The organism is Pseudomonas sp. GM33, from assembly GCF_000282295.1.
Lineage (GTDB): Bacteria > Pseudomonadota > Gammaproteobacteria > Pseudomonadales > Pseudomonadaceae > Aquipseudomonas > Aquipseudomonas laurylsulfatiphila.
The window spans coordinates 45,476-65,979 of the sequence record NZ_AKJO01000003.1 but is presented as its reverse complement, the minus strand read 5'-3'; the positions used below and the strand labels follow the sequence as shown (position 1 = coordinate 65,979).

Sequence of the window (20,504 nt, the reverse complement as noted above, 5' to 3'; positions counted from 1 at the left end):
AAAAAGCCCCCGTTGCTCCATGCAACGGGGGCTTTTTTATTCGATATGAGCGGACTTGAACCAGCTCTTCATCGAGCACGCGGCAAACGGGCTGGTGCTGCAATCGCCATTGGCCAGGGCCGTGCGCAGTTTTTCGACGTCGGCCTGCATCATGTAGCGGATGCCGTCCTTGAAGTGGGTACTGTCACCAAAGCCGCCCTGGGTCATTTCGTTCAGGGCCTCTTCCTTGCTCCAGCCCTGGATGACAACCCGATACATGGCGGCCATCAGTCCGGTACGGTCAGAGCCGTGTTTGCAATGCATCAGCACCGGGCCTTTGGCTTCGGCAGACTGGATGGCGCGCAGGGCCTTGAGCACATCGGCGTCATCCACATGGTTGGTGCGATAAGGCAGTTGTACTTGCGTGATGCCTGGCGTGGACAGCCAACTGGAGTCCGTTTCAGGCAGGAAGTTTATCACCGTACCGACCTTGAGTTTCTCCAGCAAAGGCATCGCGTCCTTGTCCGGCAAGGCGCTGCGGTAGAGGGTTGGCGACATTTGAAAGAGGTTGTATTGCTTCTCGATCGGTTGAGCCCAGTCTGCCGGACGGTGCATCGCGCTGTCGTCAGCAAGTGCCGGTGTCAGGTTAACAAGTGTGATCAGCGACAGGCATATTGCAGATAAAAAACGTGATAGAGGCATGCTTGAGCGACCGTTCTGAAAGGGACGGGAAGATGCTGGCAAGGATCAGGCATGCACGGTCAAAGGCCTGTGAGCGGACCGTCAAAGAATCGTGAAGTCCGTGCTCAGGTTACAGTTTCAGTTTGGTGAATGCTTTGAGTAACTCGTTCAGTGCGGACCCATAGTCAAACATCTGTCCAGTTTCAGGGTTGCGCTTACTACCTTCAAAAGGTGAGCCAGAATCCGCAGATCGGGTGTCGTACACACCAAGGCTATACAGTTGATGGTCCTCTACATCAATGTCAAATTCCTCAATATCTACTCGAAGTCTTGGTGGTTCAGCGGGAAGACGATAAAGATACGCTATGCCCTCTGGAGTAATTACTTGTTGATGATAAAAAGCGAGTGCAAGTTGTGTAAGCGCGGCAATGTCCTTTTCGTCGATGCTATTGTCTGGGATGACATCAATATCGGACCATGGGTCAAAATCAAGCGTTGAGGTCTTGCCATCGTCTTTTATATGGAGTGTCACAGAGGGGGCATTTGCGAGAACATCAGCGAACTGCTCCATTGTTTTGTTCGGATGCTCGCCTGCCCTTATTAACTTGATAATTACCTGAGCATCTTTCGGTGTTTCTATTAGTTGTAAAAAAGCACCTGTTTTTATGAGCATGGACATTTTTTATCCTCTTGGCTGTCTGGAATGCATGCGCGAGTCCGCATGCATTCGGCGATAGCGCTATTACAGTGATCGGAAAGTCATGACTCAGGGATTGACGATACTGGCATAAGCCTTTGCCAGCGCCTTTAACTTGGCTTCGTCATCGGCACCGATGGTCCCGTCTCCATCGACATCCTTGCCCACGGTCTCGATGCTGAAAGAGTTGCCAAGATCGGTGGATTTGGCAGTGTAGTAAGTTGAGTCGACCAGTTCTTCAATTTGCATTTTATTTTCCGCATCCCAACTCAACTCTTTGCGAGCCAGTTGCAAAGAAACACGGGTGTTGGGTTCGGAAGGGCTTGGTTGCATGAGTTGAAGGAAAATACCGCGCTGATTAAAGAAAGACATTAATAAATCCTTTTATTTGATTTCTGTTGAGGGTGTTGCGTGTCGGGCTGAATATACGGAGGGGTATTGATTCTAACCAGTGACTATATGTTTCCTCAGTTTTCTGATTATTAGTAAAAAACTAAGCACATGATGTCCTGTTGTCAGATGAAGGGCTGAACGGTACTGGTCGAAAGGTAGTGAATCGGCTACTGTATTAATATACAGTTAAAAGGAGTCCGCTGATGGTTAGCTCTCTGCCTCCCCGGGGCCGCGGCACTGCGACCAACCTGCACAACCGTTTCGCCCCCAGTCATTCGGTGGCCGAAGACGACGGCTGGTATCAGGAAGTACCGCTCACCCAGGGCACCGAGGTGCGCATTGAAACGGCGAAAACCATCATCACCCGCAACACGTCGCCGGACTTGCCCTTCGATCGCTCGATCAACCCCTATCGCGGTTGCGAGCACGGTTGCATTTATTGCTACGCAAGGCCAAGCCACGCCTTTTGGGATATGTCGCCGGGGCTGGATTTTGAAACCAGGCTGATCGCAAAAACCAACGCTACGGACGTGCTTGAGGAGCAGCTGTCCAAACGTGGTTATCAATGTGCGCCGATCAACCTCGGTTCCAACACTGACCCTTACCAGCCGATCGAGCGCGAATACCAGATCACCCGCAAGACCCTTGAGGTGCTGCTGCGCTATCGGCATCCGGTGACCATCGTGACCAAGGGCTCGCTGATTCTCCGCGACCTGGACCTGCTGACCGAGCTCGCCAGCCAAAGACTGGTGGCGGTCATGATCAGCCTGACCACACTGGACGACGAGCTCAAGCGCATCCTCGAGCCCCGCGCCGCAGCGCCCAAGGCGCGGCTGCGGGCGATCCGGGTGATGCGCGAGGCGGGTATCCCGGTCGGCGTTCTGTGTTCACCGATGATCCCGATGATCAATGACAGTGAACTCGAAAGTCTGCTAACCGAGGCCCATGCGGCCGGGGCGCAGAGTGCCGCCTACATGATGCTGCGCTTGCCGCTGGAGGTGGCGCCGCTGTTCGAAGAATGGCTGGGTGCCCACTATCCGCAACGGGCGACGCATGTGCTGAGCCTGATTCGCCAGAGCCGTGGTGGTGAACTCTATGACAGCCGCTTTGGCGCTCGAATGCGCGGCGAAGGTCCCTTCGCCGACCTGTTGGCACAGCGCTTTGCCAAAACCATCAAGCGCCTGGGGCTCAATCACCGGGAAGGCTTTGACCTGGACTGCAATGCCTTTTGTCCGCCCGGTCGCCAAATGTCGTTGATTTGAGGACAATTGACCTATGGTTGAGTACTGAAGATTGCGCTCGAGCTTTAGGCTGGTCACTTTTTTTGTGACCTGGAACACGCATTCTAGAGCGTTTTATTCAGTTTCAATTAAGATTCGGCCGCTACCTTGTTCATCGAGTGACTGATGGGTCGAGATGTTTGGCCTGGATGTTTTTTAACCAGCCACTGGCTTCACACCGGACCGCACGGGATGACTCCCTGAGCCCGCCAATGAGGATGAATTGATGAGTGACAAGGATAAACAGCCGTTGGCTGCGTCGGCTTCAGCCCAACCCGAGGCCGAAACCGCCGATGCAGCGTTGCAGCATATCGTTGACGGTTTTTTGCATTTTCATCACGAGATCTTTCCTCAGCAGGAAGAGCTCTTCAAGAAACTCGCCACGGCCCAGCGGCCACGCGCGATGTTCATCGCCTGCGCCGATTCGCGCATCGTTCCTGAATTAATCACACAAAGCTCCCCGGGCGATCTGTTCGTGACCCGTAACGTCGGCAACGTTGTGCCGCCTTACGGGCAAATGAACGGTGGTGTTTCCACGGCCATCGAGTACGCCGTACTGGCTCTGGGGGTGCATCACATCATCATCTGCGGGCATTCCGACTGCGGCGCCATGCGCGCGGTACTCAACCCGGACAGTCTGGAGAAAATGCCCACGGTCAAAGCCTGGCTGCGTCATGCCGAAGTGGCCAAGACCATGGTGCAGGAGAACTGCAACTGCTCTAACGAAAGCGAAAGCATGCACATCCTCACCGAGGAGAACGTGATCGCCCAATTGCAGCACCTGCGTACTCATCCGTCGGTTGCCTCGCGCATGGCCAACGGTCAGCTGTTTATCCACGGCTGGGTTTACAACATCGAAACCAGCGAAATCAAAGCGTACGACGCCGATCAGGGCTGTTTCCTGCCGCTCAATGGCAGCCTGCCAATTCCCGTGGCGACGCCCAAAGCGCGCTTCTAACTCCTCCTAAATCGTTGTGTGGTTTAGCCGAGGCTGCCGTTCAGGCAGCCTGGCTTTGCCATGCCTGAAGAAAACTTCGGGAGACTCATCATGCGTGCTGCTCGACTCAAAGCTGTTCTGCCACGGGAGCTGTTGGCTTCGGTGGTCGTGTTTCTGGTCGCCCTGCCCCTGTGCATGGGCATCGCCATTGCCTCGGGGCTGCCACCGGCCAAAGGTTTGATCACCGGCATCATCGGCGGTCTGGTGGTCGGCTGGTTGGCCGGCTCGCCGCTGCAAGTCAGTGGCCCCGCGGCGGGGCTGGCCGTTCTGGTCTTCGAATTGGTCCGTCAACACGGTATCGCCATGCTTGGGCCCATCCTGTTACTGGCGGGTTTGCTGCAACTGGTGGCGGGTCGATTGAAGCTGGGATGCTGGTTTCGGGTGACGGCGCCTGCGGTGGTGTACGGTATGCTGGCCGGGATTGGTGTGCTGATCGTCCTGTCCCAAGTGCATGTCATGCTGGATGCCGTGCCCAAACCTTCGGGCCTCGATAACCTGGCAGCCTTCCCGGCGGCGCTGGCTCAGGCATTGCCCACGTTTGGCTGGCAAGCCGGTTTGCTCGGGCTGTCGACGATTGCTGTCATGTGGCTGTGGGAAAAATTCCGTCCGCAATCCCTGCGCTTCATTCCCGGTGCGCTACTGGGTGTCGGTCTGGCCACGCTTGCCAGCCTGGTGCTGGCGTTGCAGGTCAAGCGGGTTGAGGTACCGGCCAACCTGACGGAGGCCATCGACTGGCTGAAGCCGGTGGACCTGCTCAACCTGGCCGATCCGACATTGCTGATCGCGGCGTTTGCCGTGGCCTTTATCGCCAGCGCCGAAACCTTGCTCTCAGCCGCGGCAGTTGATCGCATGCACAGCGGCCAGCGCTCGGACTTTGACCGGGAATTGTCGGCGCAAGGTATCGGCAACATGCTGTGTGGCCTGCTTGGGGCATTGCCGATGACCGGGGTTATCGTGCGCAGTTCGGCGAATGTTCAGGCCGGAGCAACCACGCGGTTTTCGACCATATTCCACGGCCTGTGGCTGCTGGCGTTCGTGCTGTTGCTGTCCAGCGTCCTGCAAAGCATCCCGGTGGCAAGCCTGGCGGGTGTGCTGGTGTACACCGGCTTCAAACTGGTGGATCTCAAGGTCTTTCGGGGTTTGGGCCGGTATGGTCGGGCGCCGATGTTCACTTACGCGGCAACCGCGTTGGCCATCATTTTTACCGACCTGCTGACGGGCGTGTTGATTGGCTTTGGCCTGACCCTGGTGAAACTGGCGCTGAAAGCTTCGCGCTTGAAGATCAGTTTGATCGACCTGCCCCGGGAAGGGGAAATGGAGTTGCGCCTGACGGGCGCGGCGACCTTCCTCAAAGTACCGGCGCTGACTCAGGTGCTGGGCAGCATTCCGGTGGGTACGACGGTGCATGTGCCGCTCAATAACCTGAGCTACATCGATCACTCGTGCCTGGAGTTGCTGGAGGAATGGGGACGAGCCAATGCGGGCAAGGGTTCGAAGCTGTTGATTGAATCGCGCGGGTTGAAGCGTCGGCTTGAGGGGCGGGTGCGGACGAATACCGGCGTCGGTGCGACTGGCTGAGGTACCTGTGTGGGAGCGGGCTTGCTCGCGAATACGGTCAATCATTCAACGTTTATGTCGACTGACACGCCGCATTCGCGAGCAAGCCCGCTCCCACAGGTTTCAGGGATCAAGCCGCCGGCTGATCCAGCTCCAGGCCTACGCCCAGGCGGCGGGACATGCACGGCCAGCGTTTCCATGCGGCGCCGGTGTCCGGGCTGTTGAGCTTCTCGCGGTAGGCTTCCACCGACTCCAGTGCGAAGCTTTCGTCGTTGAGCATCTCGTCGATGGCGTGATGCACCACTTCGTCCAGTTGGTTGGCGAACGACTCACCGATCAATTGGTGAGCAATCAGGTTGGCGACAGTCATGTCCAAGGGGATCAGTGGCTGGCCGAAATGCTTGATGTACAGGTCGTTGACCTCTTCGACAAACCGGTGTGCCAGATAGGCTTCATCCAACAGGCTGTCGAGCCCGACATGGCCGGCCATGATGGCTGGCGGCTGGAGGAAGTACTGCTCGGCAATTTTCAGCACCGGTTTGATCTGTGACTCGATGCCCGCTTCCCTGGCGACTTCATTGGCTGCATCCAGCAGATCGGGCACTTCTTCGATGTAGGCGGCGACAAATCGCGTCAATACGCCGTTGGTATCGGCCTCCGGCAATTGGATCGCCGGGTGCAGATGAGGCAATTTACTTTCCAGCTGACGCGTCAGCAGGCCGGTCTCGGCTTCGTGTTGTTGGGCTTTTTGGATCTGCTCGCGCAATGCGGCGGTGTTCATGAAAACTCCAGGAAACAAGGCAATGAAATAGGGAAGACATAACTTAGCTGGCTTACGAAAAATGCTAAGACGCATTTGTCATAATTATTTCATCCTTGAGACGGCCCCGTTATATCGGTTTGCCACCATTCGTCTGCATCCTTCTCCATTCGTGCCCTGCAATGCAAGTTAATGCTGTTTCAGATGATTTACGCCTTCGCATTGCGAGGTCGGAGGTGCTGTCTATACTCGGGGTGGAATGGAGTTAGCTGATGACGCCCGACTGCATATGCAGCAAGGCCCGGTGCTCAAGTTCGTAGTCTGATGCAGCCGCTCCCTTGCCGCAGGTGAAAGCCGGCGGGATAACAAGAACGATAAGGGGAACCCGCAATGATGCGACATCCACATGTCTGGATGGGCCTCCTGTTGTGGTCGATTTTCAGTCAGGCGCAAGCGGCCTGGACTGTGAATATGGCGCCTGGAGCGACTGAAATCAGTCACGCAGTATTCGACCTGCACATGACCATTTTCTGGATCTGTGTGGTGATCGGCATCATCGTTTTTGGTGCCATGTTCTGGTCGATGATTCTCCACCGCCGCTCGACCGGGCAGGTGGCCGCCAAATTTCATGAAAGCACCACCGTCGAAATCCTCTGGACCATCGTACCCTTCCTGATCCTGGTGGCCATGGCGGTTCCCGCTACCGCGACCCTGATCAAGATGTACGACGCCAGCGAACCGGAGATCGATATCCAGGTCACCGGCTACCAGTGGAAGTGGCACTACAAATACCTGGGCCAGGACGTCGAGTTCTTCAGCAACCTGACCACCCCCCAGGATCAAATCCACAACAAGGAAGCCAAGGGCGAGCACTACCTGCTCGAGGTCGACAAGCCATTGGTGCTGCCGGTCGGCACCAAAGTGCGCTTCCTGGTGACCTCTGCCGACGTGATCCACTCCTGGTGGGTGCCGGCTTTCGCGGTCAAGCGCGATGCGATACCCGGGTTCGTCAATGAAGCCTGGACCCGCATCGACAAGCCCGGCATCTACCGTGGCCAGTGCGCCGAGTTGTGCGGCAAGGATCACGGCTTCATGCCGACCGTGGTCGAGGTCAAGGAAAAGGCCGATTACGAAAAATGGCTGGCCGATCGCAAGGTCGAGGCCGCGCAGCTCAAAGAGCTGACCAGCAAGGAATGGACCCTCGACGAGCTCAAGGAGCGCGGCGACAAGGTCTATCACACGACCTGCGTGGCCTGTCACCAGGCCGAAGGTCAGGGCCTGCCGCCGATGTTCCCGGCACTCAAGGGCTCGAAAATCGCCACCGGACCGAAAGAAGGTCACCTGAGCATTGTCTTCCACGGCAAGCCTGGCACCGCCATGGCCGCGTTCGGCAAACAGCTCTCGGAAGTCGATATCGCAGCGGTCGTGACCTATGAACGTAACGCCTGGGGCAACAACAAGGGCGACATGGTCACGCCAAAAGAAGTGCTGGAGCTGAAACAGGCGGAAAGCAAATGACCCGGTCTATTGCGCACGTAAGGAACCGGTCGGGGCTACGCATCCCGACCTGCCCAGCCCATCTGTTTGCAGGAGACAGGACATGACTGCTGTAATCGATGAACATGTTCATACCGCCACCGACCACGCCCACGGCCCCGCCAAAGGCCTGATGCGATGGGTGCTGACCACCAACCACAAGGACATCGGCACCCTGTACCTGTGGTTTGCGTTTTCCATGTTCCTGCTCGGCGGCTCGTTCGCGATGGTGATTCGCGCCGAGTTGTTCCAGCCGGGGCTGCAGATCGTCCAGCCGGAATTCTTCAACCAGATGACCACCATGCACGGTCTGGTGATGGTCTTCGGTGCGGTGATGCCGGCCTTCGTCGGCCTCGCCAACTGGATGATCCCGCTGATGATCGGCGCGCCGGACATGGCCCTGCCGCGAATGAACAACTTCAGCTTCTGGCTGTTGCCGGCGGCGTTCCTGCTACTGGTTTCGACCCTGTTCACCCCCGGTGGCGGACCGAACTTTGGCTGGACGTTCTACGCACCGCTGTCGACGACCTACGCACCGGAAAGCGTGACCTTCTTCATCTTCGCCATTCACTTGATGGGGATCAGCTCGATCATGGGTGCGATCAACGTGATCGCCACCATCCTCAACCTGCGCGCCCCCGGCATGACGCTGATGAAAATGCCGCTGTTCGTCTGGACCTGGCTGATCACCGCGTTCCTGCTGATCGCGGTGATGCCGGTGCTGGCCGGTTGCGTGACGATGATGCTGATGGACATCCACTTCGGCACCAGCTTCTTCAGCGCCGCCGGTGGCGGTGACCCGGTGCTGTTCCAGCACGTGTTCTGGTTCTTCGGCCACCCCGAGGTGTACATCATGATCCTGCCGGCCTTCGGCGCCGTCAGCTCGATCATTCCGGCCTTCTCGCGCAAGCCGCTGTTCGGCTACACCTCGATGGTCTACGCCACGGCGAGTATCGCGTTCCTGTCGTTCATCGTCTGGGCGCACCACATGTTCGTGGTCGGCATTCCGCTGGTGGGCGAGCTGTTCTTCATGTACGCCACCCTGCTGATTGCGGTGCCAACGGGCGTGAAGGTGTTCAACTGGGCCAGCACCATGTGGCAGGGTTCGCTGACGTTCGAGACACCGATGCTGTTTGCCGTGGCGTTCGTGATCCTGTTCTCCATCGGCGGTTTCTCGGGATTGATGCTGGCCATCGCCCCGGCGGACTTCCAGTACCAGGACACCTACTTCGTGGTCGCGCATTTCCATTACGTGCTGGTACCGGGGGCGATCTTCGGGATCTTCGCCTCGGCCTACTACTGGTTGCCGAAATGGACCGGCCACATGTATGACGAAACCCTCGGCAAGCTGCATTTCTGGCTGTCGTTCATCGGCATGAACCTGGCCTTCTTCCCTATGCACTTTGTGGGGCTGGCGGGCATGCCGCGACGGATTCCGGACTACAACCTGCAGTTCGCCGACTTCAACATGGTGTCGTCGATCGGCGCATTCATGTTCGGCGCCACGCAGATCTTCTTCCTGTTCATCGTGATCAAGACCATTCGCGGCGGCCCGCCGGCACCGGCCAAACCGTGGGATGGGGCTGAAGGCCTGGAGTGGAGCATCCCGTCGCCGGCGCCGTATCACACCTTCACCACGCCGCCGGAAGTGAAATGAACGCCTGCCCCTTTGTAGGAGCGAGCTCGCTCGCGATGGTCGTCAACGATAACGCTGGAAGCCTGATGCCCCGCGGCGTTCTCAGGTTTTTCGCGAGCGGGCTCGCTCCTACAGGGGTTGGCGTAGAGGTTTGCAATCATGGCTGACTCGATTTCGCTGAAGAAACTGGTCACCCGTCTATTGCTGGTAGTGGGGGCAATGTTTGTGTTCGGGTTTGCGCTGGTGCCGATCTACGACGTGATGTGCAAGGCCTTCGGCATCAATGGCAAGACCGCCGGGCAGTACGAGGGGGAGCAGACAGTCGACATCTCGCGGCAGGTGCGTGTGCAGTTTCTGTCGACCAACTCCGCCGATATGCCGTGGGATTTTTACCCCAAGCATGACGAACTGACCGCGAACCCGGGGGCGGTGAACGAGATGATCTTCATCGCCCACAACCCCACCGATAAGCCGATGAGTGCCCAGGCCGTGCCGAGCATCGCGCCAAGCACCGCGGCGGCGTACTTCCACAAGACCGAATGTTTCTGCTTTACCCAGCAAGTGCTGCAGCCCGGTCAACGGATCGAGATGCCGGTACGTTTCATCGTTGACCGTGACATGCCCAAGGATGTGAAGCACCTGACGCTGTCTTACACGCTGTTCGATATCACCGCCCGACATCCACCGGTAGCTGTAAACACTGGCGGCTGAGCGTGCCCGATAAGGAGAACAATAAATGGCAACTCATGAGCATTATTACGTACCGGCCCAGAGCAAATGGCCAATCATCGCCACGGTCGGCATGTTCGTCACGGTGTTTGGCCTGGCCACCTGGTTCAACGATCTGAAAGCGGCGCGCCCGGAATCCCACGGGCCACTGATCTTTTTCGTCGGCGGGTTACTGCTGGCCTACATGTTGTTCGGTTGGTTCGGCACGGTGATCAAGGAAAGTCGCGGCGGCTTGTACAGTGCGCAAATGGATCGCTCGTTCCGCTGGGGTATGAGCTGGTTCATTTTCTCGGAGGTGATGTTCTTCATCGCCTTTTTCGGCGCACTGTTTTATGTGCGCCACATCTCCGGGCCGGCGCTTGGCGGTGAAGGCGCCAAAGGCATCGCGCACATGCTGTGGCCGAGCTTCCAGTTCACCTGGCCGCTGCTGGACAACCCCGACTCGAAACTGTTTCCGCCACCCAAGGAGGTCATCAGCCCCTGGGGCCTGCCGCTGCTCAACACCGTGTTGCTGGTGAGCTCCAGCGTGACGGTGACCATCGCCCACCACGCCTTGAAAAAAGGCCATCGCGGCGCACTCAAGCTGTGGCTGGCGCTCACCGTAGTGTTGGGCTGTGCATTCCTCACCTTCCAGGCCGAAGAGTACATGCACGCCTACCGCGAACTGGGCCTGACCCTGGGTTCGGGCATCTACGGCGCGACGTTCTTCATGCTCACCGGGTTCCACGGCGCCCACGTGACCATCGGCACCATCATCCTGTTCGTGATGCTGATGCGAGTCATGCGCGGGCACTTCGACAGCGAGCACCAGTTCGGCTTCGAAGCGGCGAGCTGGTACTGGCACTTCGTGGATGTGGTGTGGATCGGGTTGTTCGTTTTCGTCTACGTACTGTAGGAGCGAGCTTGCTCGCGAAGGTGTGTCAGTCGAAATCAACGTGTCTGACACACCATCGCCAGCACGGCTACCAGGGGGCATGAGAAACCAGCTGGCCGCTGAAAAAACCCCAGGTGATCAGACCGAGGGTAATGGCGGCCAGCGTGACACGCACACTCAAGGCAATGACGAGGCGGTTTGAGCGGCTGTCGTCCTTGACCAGAAAAAACAGGCCGCTGAACAGGCTGACAACCGTGGCAATCAGCATCAGGACGATGGCTGCTTTGAGCATGGTGGGACTCCGGGGGACAGGCGATGCACTTGAGTATAGCTATCGCGATGACCGACTTTCTGGCGATGCCATGAAGCGCTTTCGGCCGGGTATCGTGCCAACGCTGGTGGTCGCACTGTTGCTGCCGCTACTGGTGTCCCTGGGGTTCTGGCAATTGAGCCGGGGCGCAGAAAAAAGCGCGCTGCTGCAAACCTACGCCGAGCGCCGGGCCGCCGAGCCGATGGCCAGCACCGAACTGCAATACACCGCTGACCCGGCTTTCCGCCGGGTTCGCCTGCACGGCCGCTTCGATGCCGAACACAGCCTGCTGCTCGACAACAGTCAACGTAACGGCAGGGTCGGCGTCGAGCTGTTGCAACCCTTTCATGATCAGGCCAGCGGGCTCTGGTTGCTGGTCAATCGCGGCTGGCTGCCCTGGCCGGAACGCCGCATACCCGTGCAATTCAAGACACCTGCCGAGGCCGTCAGCTTCGACGCGTGGGTCTACGTCTCCCCCGGTGCGCCGTTTCAATTGCATGCAGACCCGGCGACAGCGACGTGGCCGAAGCTGATTACCGCCGTTGAACCGGCCAGTCTCTGGAAGACGCTGAACCGCGAAGGCTTTGCCTTTGAGCTGCGCGCAGAATCCGGCCCGGCCACCTATCAGGCCGACTGGCCAGTAGTCGCCACGGGCCCGGAAAAACACATCGCTTATGCCGTGCAGTGGTTCGCCATGGCGATCGCCCTGTTCGGTCTTTATCTCTATCTAGGCTGGCACAACGCAAAGGAGAAACACCATGGGAGCGGCCATGAATCCACCCAGCATGTCTGAGGCGAAACCTTCGGTGAACCGGCGCAAGGGCCGTATGCAACTGTTGCTGATCCTGCTCGGGGTGATCGGTCCGATGATCCTTGCCACCGGCATGTACAAGCTGAATTTCTGGGTGCCCGAGGGTCGCAGTTATCACGGCGAACTGATCGGCAACGGTCAGACTCGCGCGGACATTGGCGTGCAGGCCCAGGAAGAGCGTTGGCAGATCCTGGTGACCGCGCCCAAGGATTGCGCGGTGGACTGCCAGCAACTGGTGTACCTGGCGCGGCAGATCCAGATCGGCCTCGGCCGCGATGCGTCCCGCGCCAGCCATGCATTGGCCGCCGCGCAGACGCTGAACAGCGATTACGAGACTAAACTTCAACGCGAGTACCCGCAGTTGCAACGCTATCCACTGGACTTGCCTGCCTACACAAAAGGCGCTCAGAGCAATGACGCGCCGCACCTGTGGATCATCGACCCCCACGGCAATCTGGTGCTGCGCTACGACCCGTCGGTGAAGGGCAAGGACCTGCTGAACGATCTACGCCACCTGCTGAAACTGTCGAACATCGGATAAGGGCATCGTCATGGCCAAGCCTGGATTTCGTCTCGCATTGTTTGCCACCTTGCTGGCACTGATCGTGGTATTGCTCGGCGCCTACACCCGCCTGACCCACGCCGGCCTCGGCTGCCCGGACTGGCCTGGCTGCTACGGTTTCATCAGCGTGCCGAAAAGCGAAGCCCAGCTGGCCCATGCCGAATTGCATTTCCCGGACGCTCCGGTCGAGGCCCACAAGGGCTGGAACGAGATGATCCACCGCTACTTCGCTGGCACGCTGGGCGTGTTGATTGCGGTGTTGGCCGGTCGCGCGTGGTTGCATCGCCGTCATCCGGGGCAACCGGTGAAGTTGCCGTTGTTTCTGTTGGCGGTGGTCTTTGGCCAGGCCGCGTTCGGCATGTGGACGGTAACGCTCAAGCTTTGGCCGCAGGTGGTCACCGGGCATTTGCTTGGCGGCTTCGCGACCTTGAGCCTGTTGTTTCTGCTGACCTTGCGCCTGTCCGGCGTACTGCCGGCGCTGACCGTGCCACGACGTTTGCAGCACTGGGCGACGGCGGGGCTGTTGTTGGTGATCGGGCAAATCGCCCTCGGTGGCTGGGTCAGTTCCAACTACGCCGCCGTGGCCTGCATCGACTTTCCAACCTGTCACGGCCAATGGCTGCCGCCTGCCGATTTTGCCAATGGCTTTCATCTGACCCAACACATCGGCCCGAATTACCTCGGCGGGCAACTGGACAGCGACGCCCGTACGGCCATCCACCTGACCCATCGCATCGGTGCCTTGCTGGTCACCCTGGTATTGCTCGGCCTGGCCTGGCAATTGAAGGCGGTCGGCATGACGCGCCTGGCAGGCCTGGTGCTGATTGCCCTTGGCGCACAAATCACCCTGGGCATCAGCAACGTGCTGTTCCATCTGCCGCTACCGGTGGCCGTCGCGCATAACGCGGGCGGCGCCGCGCTGTTGCTGACCATGGTGCTGGTCAACTACCACGCCCGAACCAGTCTGGTCCGGGTCAAGCAGCCAACGCGCTGGCGCTTCAGCCTGCGTAAACACTCAGCCGGGCCCATAACAATAAAAGGAGAGATGCCATGGCGATTCTGATCGGCGAACGTCCCAGTCAGGCGATCTGGCGTGATTACCTGGAGCTGACCAAACCCAAGGTCGTGGTGCTGATGCTCATCACTTCGCTGGTGGGGATGTTCCTCGCGACCCGTGCCGGGGTGCCGTGGACGGTGCTGGTGTTCGGCAACCTGGGCATCGCCCTGTGTGCCGGTGGCGCCGCGGCGGTCAATCATGTGGTGGACCGGCGCATCGACGCGGTGATGGCGCGCACCCACAAACGGCCGCTCGCCGAAGGCCGGATTTCTCCGACTGCTGCGCTGACGTTCGCGCTGGTATTGGCGGCCCTCGGGCAAGCCATGCTGCTGGCGTTTACCAACCCGCTGACCGCGTGGCTGACCCTCGCCTCGCTGCTTGGCTATGCGGTGATCTACACCGGATTCCTCAAGCGTGCGACCCCGCAGAACATCGTCATCGGCGGTCTGGCCGGTGCCGCGCCGCCCTTGCTCGGCTGGACCGCCGCCACCGGTCACGTCAGCGCCGAACCGCTGCTGCTGGTGCTGATCATCTTCGCCTGGACCCCGCCGCACTTCTGGGCGCTGGCGATTCATCGCAAGGAGGAATACGCCAAGGCCGACATCCCGATGCTGCCGGTCACCCATGGCGAGCACTACACCAAGATTCATATCCTGCTGTATACCTTTGCGCTGCTCGCCGTCAGCCTGATGCCCTACGTGATCCACATGAGCGGTACGCTCTACCTGGTCTGCGCGCTCGGGCTGGGGGCGCGGTTTCTGCAATGGGCCGTGGTGTTGTACCGTGGCACTCGGCCGCACGCGGCAATCAACACGTTCAAGTACTCTATTTACTACTTGTTCCTGCTGTTTATCGCCCTGCTCGTAGACCACTACTTACTGTTGAACCTATGACTCGAACCCAGAAAACCGTCTTCATCCTCGTCGCCCTGGTCGCACTGATCCTGGGCCTGACCGTCAACAAGGTGCTGTCCGGAAAAAACCAGGGCGATCCGACGGCGCTGATCGACGCCGGTATCATTTTGCTGCCGCAGAGCCGCAATCTGCCGGACGTGACGATGACCAATCAGGACGGCCAGCCGGTCACGATCAATGAATTGAAGGGTAAGTGGAGCCTGCTGTTCTTCGGCTACACCTTCTGCCCGGACGTCTGCCCGACCACCCTCGCCCAGCTGCGACAGATCAAGAGCGAGTTGCCGCCCGAGGCGGTGGACAAGCTGCAGATCGTGCTGGTCAGTATCGACCCCAATCGCGACACGCCCCAGCAGCTCAAGCAGTACCTGAGTTACTTTGACCCGCAGTTTGTCGGCCTCGCGCCAAAGTCGATCGATGAGCTGCAAAAGGTCGCCAACGCGGTGAGCATTCCGTTCATTCCGGCGGACACCAACAAGCCAAACTACACGGTCGACCACAGTGGCAACCTCGCGGTGATCGGGCCGGACGGCACGCAGCGCGGCTTCATCCGGGCGCCGTTGAACAACGCGAAGCTGGTGGCGCAGTTGCCGGTGATGCTCAAGCGCAACTAAAGACACCGCTAAACCTGTGGGAGCGAGCTTGCTCGCGATGAGGCCGTAATATTCAACATCTACATTGACTGATACACCGCCATCGCGAGCAAGCTCGCTCCCACAGGGGGACGTTGTTTCAGGCACAAAAAAGGGCGCATTCAATGCGCCCTTTTTTCGTTGCAGCAATGGATCAGAACGCCGGCACTACCGCGCCTTTGTACTTCTCGAGGATGAAGGCCTTCACTTCCGGGCTGTGCAAAGCGGCAACCAGCTTCTTCATCGCGTCGCTGTCCTTGTCATCCGGGCGAGCCACCAGGATGTTCACGTACGGCGAGTCGTTGCCTTCGATGACCAGCGCGTCCTTGGCCGGATCGAGCTTGGCTTCCAGCGCGTAGTTGGTGTTGATCAGCGCCAGGTCGACCTGGGTCAGCACGCGCGGGATGGTCGCGGCTTCCAGTTCGCGGATTTTCAGGTCCTTGGTGTTCTCGGTGATGTCCTTCACGGTCGACAGGATGTTGTTCGAATCCTTCAACTTGATCAGCCCGGCCTTGGCCATCAGCAACAGTGCACGGCCGCCGTTGGTGGCGTCGTTGGGGATCACCACGTTGGCGCCGCCAGGCAGTTCAGCGAGGGTCTTGTACTTGCTGGAGTAAGCGCCCAGGGGTTCCAGGTGCACACCGGCGACGGATACCAGGTTTGTGCCCTTGGCCTTGTTGAACTCATCCAGGTACGGCTGGTGCTGGAAGAAGTTGGCGTCCAGGCGCTTTTCCGCGACCTGCACGTTCGGCTGGATGTAGTCGGTGAAGACCTTGACCTTCAGGTCCACGCCTTCTTTGGCCAGGGTCGGCTTCACGAATTCGAGGATCTCGGCGTGTGGCACCGGGGTGGCCGCGACGGTCAGGGTGTCAGCCGCGTGGGCCGAGAATGCAGCAACGGCAGCGAAGGCGACGAGTAGTTTTTTCATTCAGCTAACTCCTTGTGAGGCGCCCGTTTGGCGCCTGCCAGCGAATGGCCGGCTCATGTCTTACTTACGGGAAAAGTGGACGACCAACTTGTCGCCAACGGTTTGTAGTACCTGGACCAGGACCAGCAGCAACACCACCGTCACGACCATCACATCGGTCTGGAAACGCTGGTAACCGAAGCGGATCGCCAGGTCACCCAGGCCACCGGCGCCGACGACACCCGCCATCGCCGTGTAGGACACCAGTGTAATTGCGGTCACCGTAATCGCCGCGAAGATGCCCGGACGGGCCTCAGGCAGCAGCGCATTGGTGATGATCTGTCGCGTGGTCGCACCCATGGCCTGGGTGGCTTCGATGATGCCGCGGTCCACTTCACGCAGGGCGGTTTCCACCAGGCGCGCGAAAAACGGCGTGGCGCCCACCACCAGCGGCGGGATCGCACCGGCAACACCGAGGGATGTGCCGGTGATCAACACGGTGAACGGAATCATCACGATCAACAGGATGATGAACGGCAGCGAACGCAGAACGTTCACCACCAGCGACAACATCGCGTAGACACCTTTGGCTTCCAGCAACTGGCGCGGGCTGCACAGGAACAGCAGCACGCCCAGCGGCAGGCCGAGCAACACTGTGAACAACAGCGAACCGCCGAGCATCAGCAGGGTGTCGCCAGTGGCCAGCCAGATTTCGAACCAGTCGATATTGGCGAAGAAACTTGTCAGGGCTTCCATTAGCGCAGCACCTCCATGTGGACGTCGGCTGCGGTGAAGCGGGCGAACGCCGCCTCCATGTCACCGCCGGTCACGGCCAGGGTCAGTTGCCCGTAAGGGATGTCTTTGATGCGGTCGATACGGCCGGCCAGGATGCTGTAGTCCACCCCGGTTTCCCGGGCGACGGTGCCCAGTAACGGCGCGTAGGTCGCTTCGCCCTGGAAGGTCAGACGCACGATGCGACCCGGTACGTGAGCGAAGTCGTCACGCTGTTCGCTTTCGTCGATCTGCTCGTCTTCCTGCACAAAGCGTTTGGTGGTCGGGTGTTTCGGATGCAGGAACACTTCGGCCACCGAGCCTTGCTCGACGATCACACCGGCGTCCATCACTGCCACCTGGTCGCAGACCCGGCGGATCACGTCCATTTCGTGGGTGATCAACACGATGGTCAGTTTCAGCTCGCGATTGATCTCGGCCAGCAGTTGCAGGACTGATGCAGTGGTTTGCGGGTCGAGGGCGCTGGTGGCTTCATCGCACAGCAGGATTTTTGGCTTGGTCGCCAGGGCGCGGGCAATGCCGACACGCTGCTTTTGCCCGCCGGACAATTGCGCCGGGTACTTTTTCGCGTGGTCGGACAAACCGACTCGCGCCAGCAACTCGGCCACGCGCGAATCGATCTCGCTGCGCGACAGTTCGCCGGCCAGGGTCAGCGGCAGTGCGACGTTGTCGGCGACGGTCTTGGAGGCCAGCAGGTTGAAGTGCTGGAAAATCATCCCGACCTGCTGACGGAAGCGGCGCAGACCGTTGGCGTCGAGCGCGGTGACTTCTTCACCGTCGACGGTGATCTTGCCGCCACTGGCGTTTTCCAGGCGATTGATCAGACGCAGCAGGGTACTTTTTCCTGCGCCGGAATGACCGATCAAGCCGAAAACCTGCCCGTTCTCAATCGTCAGACTGGTCGGATGCAGCGCGGGGATTTCCTTACCGGCGACGCGGTAGGTTTTATGGACGTTTTGAAACTCGATCACGTAGCGAACCTTGTGGGGCGCGTTGGAAAAGGGTCAGCGGTTAGCCGGGCGCGCATTTTAGCCTGTCCGTATAGAGGTTCTTAGCATTTATTTCGCATTTGTCCTGTCATTTGGCAATAACGCGATCAAAGGTCAGAAAAAAGGAACGGCTGAATAAGCTCGCCAGTCACTACTTAGGCCACTGGAATATGCCTGAGGAGTTCACGCCTGATGAGTACCAAGAAGCCTGCCGCCACCAAGAGCGTCCTGGCCGGGACCGATGCCCCGGACCGCCGCAACACCAACACCAAGCTCGACAGCCTGGAAACATTTCGCTCCGATGCCACTGAGCAGGCCTTGCGCACCAACCAGGGCGTGAAGGTGGCGGACAACCAGAACACCCTGAAGGCCGGGGCCCGAGGGCCGTCGCTGCTGGAAGACTTCATCATGCGTGAAAAGATCACGCATTTTGATCACGAGCGCATTCCCGAACGCATCGTTCACGCTCGCGGCACCGGCGCCCATGGTCATTTCCAGAGCTATGAAAACCACTCGATGCTGACCAAGGCCGGTTTCCTGCAGGACCCCGCAAAGAAAACCCCGGTGTTCGTGCGCTTTTCCACGGTACAGGGGCCGCGAGGGTCAGGCGATACCGTGCGTGATGTGCGGGGTTTCGCCGTGAAGTTCTTCACCGACGAAGGCAACTTCGACCTGGTGGGCAATAACATGCCGGTGTTCTTCATACAGGATGCGATCAAGTTTCCCGACTTCGTGCACGCGGTCAAACCCGAGCCGCATAACGAGATCCCTACCGGCGGCTCGGCCCACGACACTTTCTGGGACTTTGTTTCGCTGGTGCCGGAGTCGGCGCACATGGTGATGTGGGCAATGTCCGACCGGGCGATCCCGAAAAGCCTGCGCAGCATGCAGGGCTTTGGCGTGCACACCTTTCGCCTGATCAATGCCGAGGGCAAGTCGCGCTTCGTCAAGTTCCACTGGCGCCCTACGGCCGGCACTTGCTCCCTGGTGTGGGACGAAGCGCAGAAGCTTGCGGGAAAGGACGCCGACTACCATCGGCGTGATCTGTGGGAGTCGATTGAGATCGGCGACTATCCGGAATGGGAGTTGGGGGTGCAGGTCATCGAAGAAGAAAACGAACATGCCTTCGATTTCGACATCCTTGACCCGACCAAGCTGATCCCCGAAGAACTCGTGCCCATCACGCCGTTGGGAAAGATGGTGCTGAACCGCAACCCGGACAACTTCTTCGCCGAAACCGAGCAGGTTGCCTTCTGCCCCGGACATATCGTTCCGGGGATCGATTTCTCCAACGACCCTCTGCTGCAAGGCCGATTGTTTTCCTACACCGACACGCAAATCAGCCGACTCGGCGGTCCGAACTTTCACGAGATCCCGATCAACCGCCCGGTGTCGCCGTTCCACAACGGCCAGCGGGATGCCCAGCACCGCACCACCATCGACAAGGGGCGTGCGTCTTATGAGCCGAACTCCATCGATGGCGGCTGGCCAAAGGAAACGCCTGTTTCGGCGCAGGATGGAGGCTTCGAGAGCTATCCGGAGCGCATCGACGCCAACAAGATTCGCCAGCGCAGCGAATCGTTCGCTGACCACTTCTCCCAGGCTCGCTTGTTTTTCCACAGCATGAGTGAGCATGAACGGGAGCACATCATCTCGGCCTACAGCTTTGAGTTGGGCAAGGTGGAGCGTGAGGCGATCCGCGCCCGGGAAGTGAACGAAATTCTCGCCAATATCGATCTGGAGTTGGCCAAACGCGTGGCGCAGAACCTTGGGTTGCCTGCGCCGGCTCGAGGAACCGTCGAGGTGCGTAAAACCGCACCGGATCACTCGCCGGCATTGAGCCAGGCCAATCTGTTGCCGGAGAACATCAAGACGCGAAAAGTCGCAATTCTGGCGGCCAATGGCGTTGATAGCGCTGCGATTGATGCGATGAAGAAAGCGCTTGCAGCTGAGGGGGCTCACGCGAAGTTACTGGGGCCGACCTCTGCACCCGTGAAAACCGCCGATGGCAAAACCCTGGCGGTCGATGCTTCGATGGAGGGCTCGCCGTCGGTGGCATTCGACGCGGTGTTCGTGCCGGGCGGAGCCGCGTCGATCAAGGCGCTGAGTACGGACGGCGTGGCGTTGCATTACCTGCTGGAGGCGTACAAGCATCTCAAGGCTATCGCTTTGCAGGGTGAAGCGAAGCAGTTGCTGGATGTGTTGAAGCTGGAGGCTGATGCGGGATTGATCGTGGGGACGGATGGCAAGCTGATCAAGCCGTTTCTGACCGCGATCGGGCAGCATCGGGTTTGGGACAGGGAGGTGAAGGCCAGGGCGATTCCGGCCTGAGGATCTTCGGAGCTAGATAGATCATCGCGAGCAGGCTCGCTCCCACATTGGATCTGTATAAAGACGCAGAACCATTGTGGGAG

At 59.2% G+C, this 20,504-nt stretch carries 21 protein-coding genes; 13 read left to right on the top strand and 8 right to left on the bottom strand.

Translation table 11 applies throughout. From position 1 onward, the window contains the following. Nucleotides 1–36 precede the first annotated feature (36 nt). From PMI26_RS28915 to PMI26_RS28925, 3 genes are all read right to left on the bottom strand, one after another. Nucleotides 37–681 carry a dual specificity protein phosphatase family protein gene (locus PMI26_RS28915; protein ID WP_033047293.1) on the bottom strand — a complete coding sequence of 215 codons (645 nt, stop codon included), beginning with the start codon at nt 679–681 and terminating at the stop codon, nt 37–39. 109 nt (nt 682–790) lie between these two features. Next, nucleotides 791–1,339, bottom strand: a complete 549-nt coding sequence (locus PMI26_RS28920) for a hypothetical protein (RefSeq protein ID WP_007969829.1) — start codon at nt 1,337–1,339, stop codon at nt 791–793. Nucleotides 1,340–1,426: 87 nt separating this feature from the next. Further along, nucleotides 1,427–1,729, bottom strand: coding sequence for a hypothetical protein (locus PMI26_RS28925; protein WP_007969827.1), 303 nt, complete (start codon nt 1,727–1,729; stop codon nt 1,427–1,429). Nucleotides 1,730–1,953: 224 nt separating this feature from the next. On the opposite strand from PMI26_RS28925, the gene PMI26_RS28930 reads away from it, so the two are divergent. The 3 genes from PMI26_RS28930 (at nt 1,954) to PMI26_RS28940 (ending at nt 5,605) form a co-directional block, all read left to right on the top strand. Beyond that, nucleotides 1,954–3,012: a PA0069 family radical SAM protein gene (locus PMI26_RS28930; RefSeq protein WP_007969825.1), complete on the top strand. Its 1,059-nt coding sequence runs from the start codon at nt 1,954–1,956 to the stop codon at nt 3,010–3,012. A gap of 244 nt (nt 3,013–3,256) precedes the next feature. Then, the gene (locus PMI26_RS28935) at nt 3,257–3,988 is read left to right on the top strand and encodes a carbonic anhydrase (RefSeq protein ID WP_007969824.1); all 732 of its coding nucleotides are present in this window, start codon (nt 3,257–3,259) and stop codon (nt 3,986–3,988) included. A 90-nt stretch (nt 3,989–4,078) separates the two neighbouring features. Then, the gene (locus PMI26_RS28940; RefSeq protein WP_007969823.1) at nt 4,079–5,605 is read left to right on the top strand and encodes a SulP family inorganic anion transporter; all 1,527 of its coding nucleotides are present in this window, start codon (nt 4,079–4,081) and stop codon (nt 5,603–5,605) included. A gap of 109 nt (nt 5,606–5,714) precedes the next feature. On the opposite strand, the gene PMI26_RS28945 is transcribed toward PMI26_RS28940, so the two are convergent. Further along, a complete protein-coding gene (locus PMI26_RS28945) occupies nt 5,715–6,365 on the bottom strand; it encodes a hypothetical protein (protein WP_007969822.1) in 651 nt (216 codons plus the stop codon). A gap of 369 nt (nt 6,366–6,734) precedes the next feature. On the opposite strand from PMI26_RS28945, the gene coxB reads away from it, so the two are divergent. From coxB to PMI26_RS28965, 4 genes are all read left to right on the top strand, one after another. Beyond that, nucleotides 6,735–7,862, top strand: coding sequence for a cytochrome c oxidase subunit II (gene coxB, locus PMI26_RS28950; protein WP_007969821.1), 1,128 nt, complete (start codon nt 6,735–6,737; stop codon nt 7,860–7,862). A gap of 82 nt (nt 7,863–7,944) precedes the next feature. Next, nucleotides 7,945–9,537, top strand: a complete 1,593-nt coding sequence (gene ctaD / locus PMI26_RS28955) for a cytochrome c oxidase subunit I (protein ID WP_007969820.1) — start codon at nt 7,945–7,947, stop codon at nt 9,535–9,537. A gap of 138 nt (nt 9,538–9,675) precedes the next feature. Beyond that, entirely contained in the window at nt 9,676–10,227 is a 552-nt protein-coding gene (locus tag PMI26_RS28960) for a cytochrome c oxidase assembly protein (protein WP_007969819.1), read from the top strand. A gap of 25 nt (nt 10,228–10,252) precedes the next feature. After that, nucleotides 10,253–11,140 (top strand): cytochrome c oxidase subunit 3, encoded by an 888-nt coding sequence (locus PMI26_RS28965; RefSeq protein ID WP_007969818.1) that lies wholly within the window; start codon nt 10,253–10,255, stop codon nt 11,138–11,140. A 67-nt stretch (nt 11,141–11,207) separates the two neighbouring features. Here PMI26_RS28965 and PMI26_RS28970 read toward each other — a convergent pair whose 3' ends face one another. Continuing rightward, on the bottom strand, nt 11,208–11,411 hold the full coding sequence (locus PMI26_RS28970; protein WP_007969817.1) for a twin transmembrane helix small protein: 204 nt from the start codon (nt 11,409–11,411) through the stop codon (nt 11,208–11,210). Nucleotides 11,412–11,481: 70 nt separating this feature from the next. Here PMI26_RS28970 and PMI26_RS28975 point away from each other — a divergent pair, with 70 nt between their 5' ends. From PMI26_RS28975 to PMI26_RS28995, 5 genes are read left to right on the top strand one after another with little or no spacing between them, the layout of a single operon-like run. Continuing rightward, nucleotides 11,482–12,222: an SURF1 family protein gene (locus PMI26_RS28975; RefSeq protein WP_007969816.1), complete on the top strand. Its 741-nt coding sequence runs from the start codon at nt 11,482–11,484 to the stop codon at nt 12,220–12,222. After that, the gene (locus tag PMI26_RS28980) at nt 12,188–12,781 is read left to right on the top strand and encodes a hypothetical protein (RefSeq protein WP_007969815.1); all 594 of its coding nucleotides are present in this window, start codon (nt 12,188–12,190) and stop codon (nt 12,779–12,781) included. The genes PMI26_RS28975 and PMI26_RS28980 overlap by 35 nt, the downstream gene beginning before the upstream one ends. A gap of 10 nt (nt 12,782–12,791) precedes the next feature. After that, the gene (locus tag PMI26_RS28985) at nt 12,792–13,865 is read left to right on the top strand and encodes a COX15/CtaA family protein (RefSeq protein ID WP_007969814.1); all 1,074 of its coding nucleotides are present in this window, start codon (nt 12,792–12,794) and stop codon (nt 13,863–13,865) included. Then, entirely contained in the window at nt 13,853–14,752 is a 900-nt protein-coding gene (cyoE, locus tag PMI26_RS28990; protein ID WP_007969813.1) for a heme o synthase, read from the top strand. Before PMI26_RS28985 ends, cyoE begins: the two co-directional genes overlap by 13 nt. After that, nucleotides 14,749–15,384, top strand: coding sequence for an SCO family protein (locus PMI26_RS28995; protein WP_007969812.1), 636 nt, complete (start codon nt 14,749–14,751; stop codon nt 15,382–15,384). Before cyoE ends, PMI26_RS28995 begins: the two co-directional genes overlap by 4 nt. Nucleotides 15,385–15,556: 172 nt before the next feature. Here the strand turns inward: PMI26_RS28995 and PMI26_RS29000 are convergent, their stop codons facing one another. The 3 genes from PMI26_RS29000 to PMI26_RS29010 are packed head-to-tail and all read right to left on the bottom strand — an operon-like array spanning nt 15,557 to nt 18,072. Beyond that, on the bottom strand, nt 15,557–16,330 hold the full coding sequence (locus PMI26_RS29000; RefSeq protein WP_007969811.1) for a MetQ/NlpA family ABC transporter substrate-binding protein: 774 nt from the start codon (nt 16,328–16,330) through the stop codon (nt 15,557–15,559). Between the two features lie 60 nt (nt 16,331–16,390). Next, entirely contained in the window at nt 16,391–17,065 is a 675-nt protein-coding gene (locus PMI26_RS29005; RefSeq protein WP_007969810.1) for a methionine ABC transporter permease, read from the bottom strand. Continuing rightward, entirely contained in the window at nt 17,065–18,072 is a 1,008-nt protein-coding gene (locus PMI26_RS29010) for a methionine ABC transporter ATP-binding protein (protein WP_007969809.1), read from the bottom strand. The genes PMI26_RS29005 and PMI26_RS29010 overlap by 1 nt, the downstream gene beginning before the upstream one ends. A 210-nt stretch (nt 18,073–18,282) precedes the next feature. Here PMI26_RS29010 and katE point away from each other — a divergent pair, with 210 nt between their 5' ends. Continuing rightward, a complete protein-coding gene (gene katE, locus PMI26_RS29015) occupies nt 18,283–20,421 on the top strand; it encodes a catalase HPII (RefSeq protein ID WP_007969807.1) in 2,139 nt (712 codons plus the stop codon). Nucleotides 20,422–20,504: the final 83 nt, after the last annotated feature.

Bases quoted from the DNA above. Each gene is read 5' to 3' on its own strand.
- PMI26_RS28915 (WP_033047293.1), bottom strand. From the start codon at position 681: ATGCCTCTATCACGTTTTTTATCTGCAATATGCCTGTCGCTGATCACA.
- PMI26_RS28920 (WP_007969829.1), bottom strand. From the start codon at position 1,339: ATGTCCATGCTCATAAAAACAGGTGCTTTTTTACAACTAATAGAAACA.
- PMI26_RS28925 (WP_007969827.1), bottom strand. From the start codon at position 1,729: ATGTCTTTCTTTAATCAGCGCGGTATTTTCCTTCAACTCATGCAACCA.
- PMI26_RS28930 (WP_007969825.1), top strand. From the start codon at position 1,954: ATGGTTAGCTCTCTGCCTCCCCGGGGCCGCGGCACTGCGACCAACCTG.
- PMI26_RS28935 (WP_007969824.1), top strand. From the start codon at position 3,257: ATGAGTGACAAGGATAAACAGCCGTTGGCTGCGTCGGCTTCAGCCCAA.
- PMI26_RS28940 (WP_007969823.1), top strand. From the start codon at position 4,079: ATGCGTGCTGCTCGACTCAAAGCTGTTCTGCCACGGGAGCTGTTGGCT.
- PMI26_RS28945 (WP_007969822.1), bottom strand. From the start codon at position 6,365: ATGAACACCGCCGCATTGCGCGAGCAGATCCAAAAAGCCCAACAACAC.
- coxB (WP_007969821.1), top strand. From the start codon at position 6,735: ATGATGCGACATCCACATGTCTGGATGGGCCTCCTGTTGTGGTCGATT.
- ctaD (WP_007969820.1), top strand. From the start codon at position 7,945: ATGACTGCTGTAATCGATGAACATGTTCATACCGCCACCGACCACGCC.
- PMI26_RS28960 (WP_007969819.1), top strand. From the start codon at position 9,676: ATGGCTGACTCGATTTCGCTGAAGAAACTGGTCACCCGTCTATTGCTG.
- PMI26_RS28965 (WP_007969818.1), top strand. From the start codon at position 10,253: ATGGCAACTCATGAGCATTATTACGTACCGGCCCAGAGCAAATGGCCA.
- PMI26_RS28970 (WP_007969817.1), bottom strand. From the start codon at position 11,411: ATGCTCAAAGCAGCCATCGTCCTGATGCTGATTGCCACGGTTGTCAGC.
- PMI26_RS28975 (WP_007969816.1), top strand. From the start codon at position 11,482: ATGAAGCGCTTTCGGCCGGGTATCGTGCCAACGCTGGTGGTCGCACTG.
- PMI26_RS28980 (WP_007969815.1), top strand. From the start codon at position 12,188: ATGGGAGCGGCCATGAATCCACCCAGCATGTCTGAGGCGAAACCTTCG.
- PMI26_RS28985 (WP_007969814.1), top strand. From the start codon at position 12,792: ATGGCCAAGCCTGGATTTCGTCTCGCATTGTTTGCCACCTTGCTGGCA.
- cyoE (WP_007969813.1), top strand. From the start codon at position 13,853: ATGGCGATTCTGATCGGCGAACGTCCCAGTCAGGCGATCTGGCGTGAT.
- PMI26_RS28995 (WP_007969812.1), top strand. From the start codon at position 14,749: ATGACTCGAACCCAGAAAACCGTCTTCATCCTCGTCGCCCTGGTCGCA.
- PMI26_RS29000 (WP_007969811.1), bottom strand. From the start codon at position 16,330: ATGAAAAAACTACTCGTCGCCTTCGCTGCCGTTGCTGCATTCTCGGCC.
- PMI26_RS29005 (WP_007969810.1), bottom strand. From the start codon at position 17,065: ATGGAAGCCCTGACAAGTTTCTTCGCCAATATCGACTGGTTCGAAATC.
- katE (WP_007969807.1), top strand. From the start codon at position 18,283: ATGAGTACCAAGAAGCCTGCCGCCACCAAGAGCGTCCTGGCCGGGACC.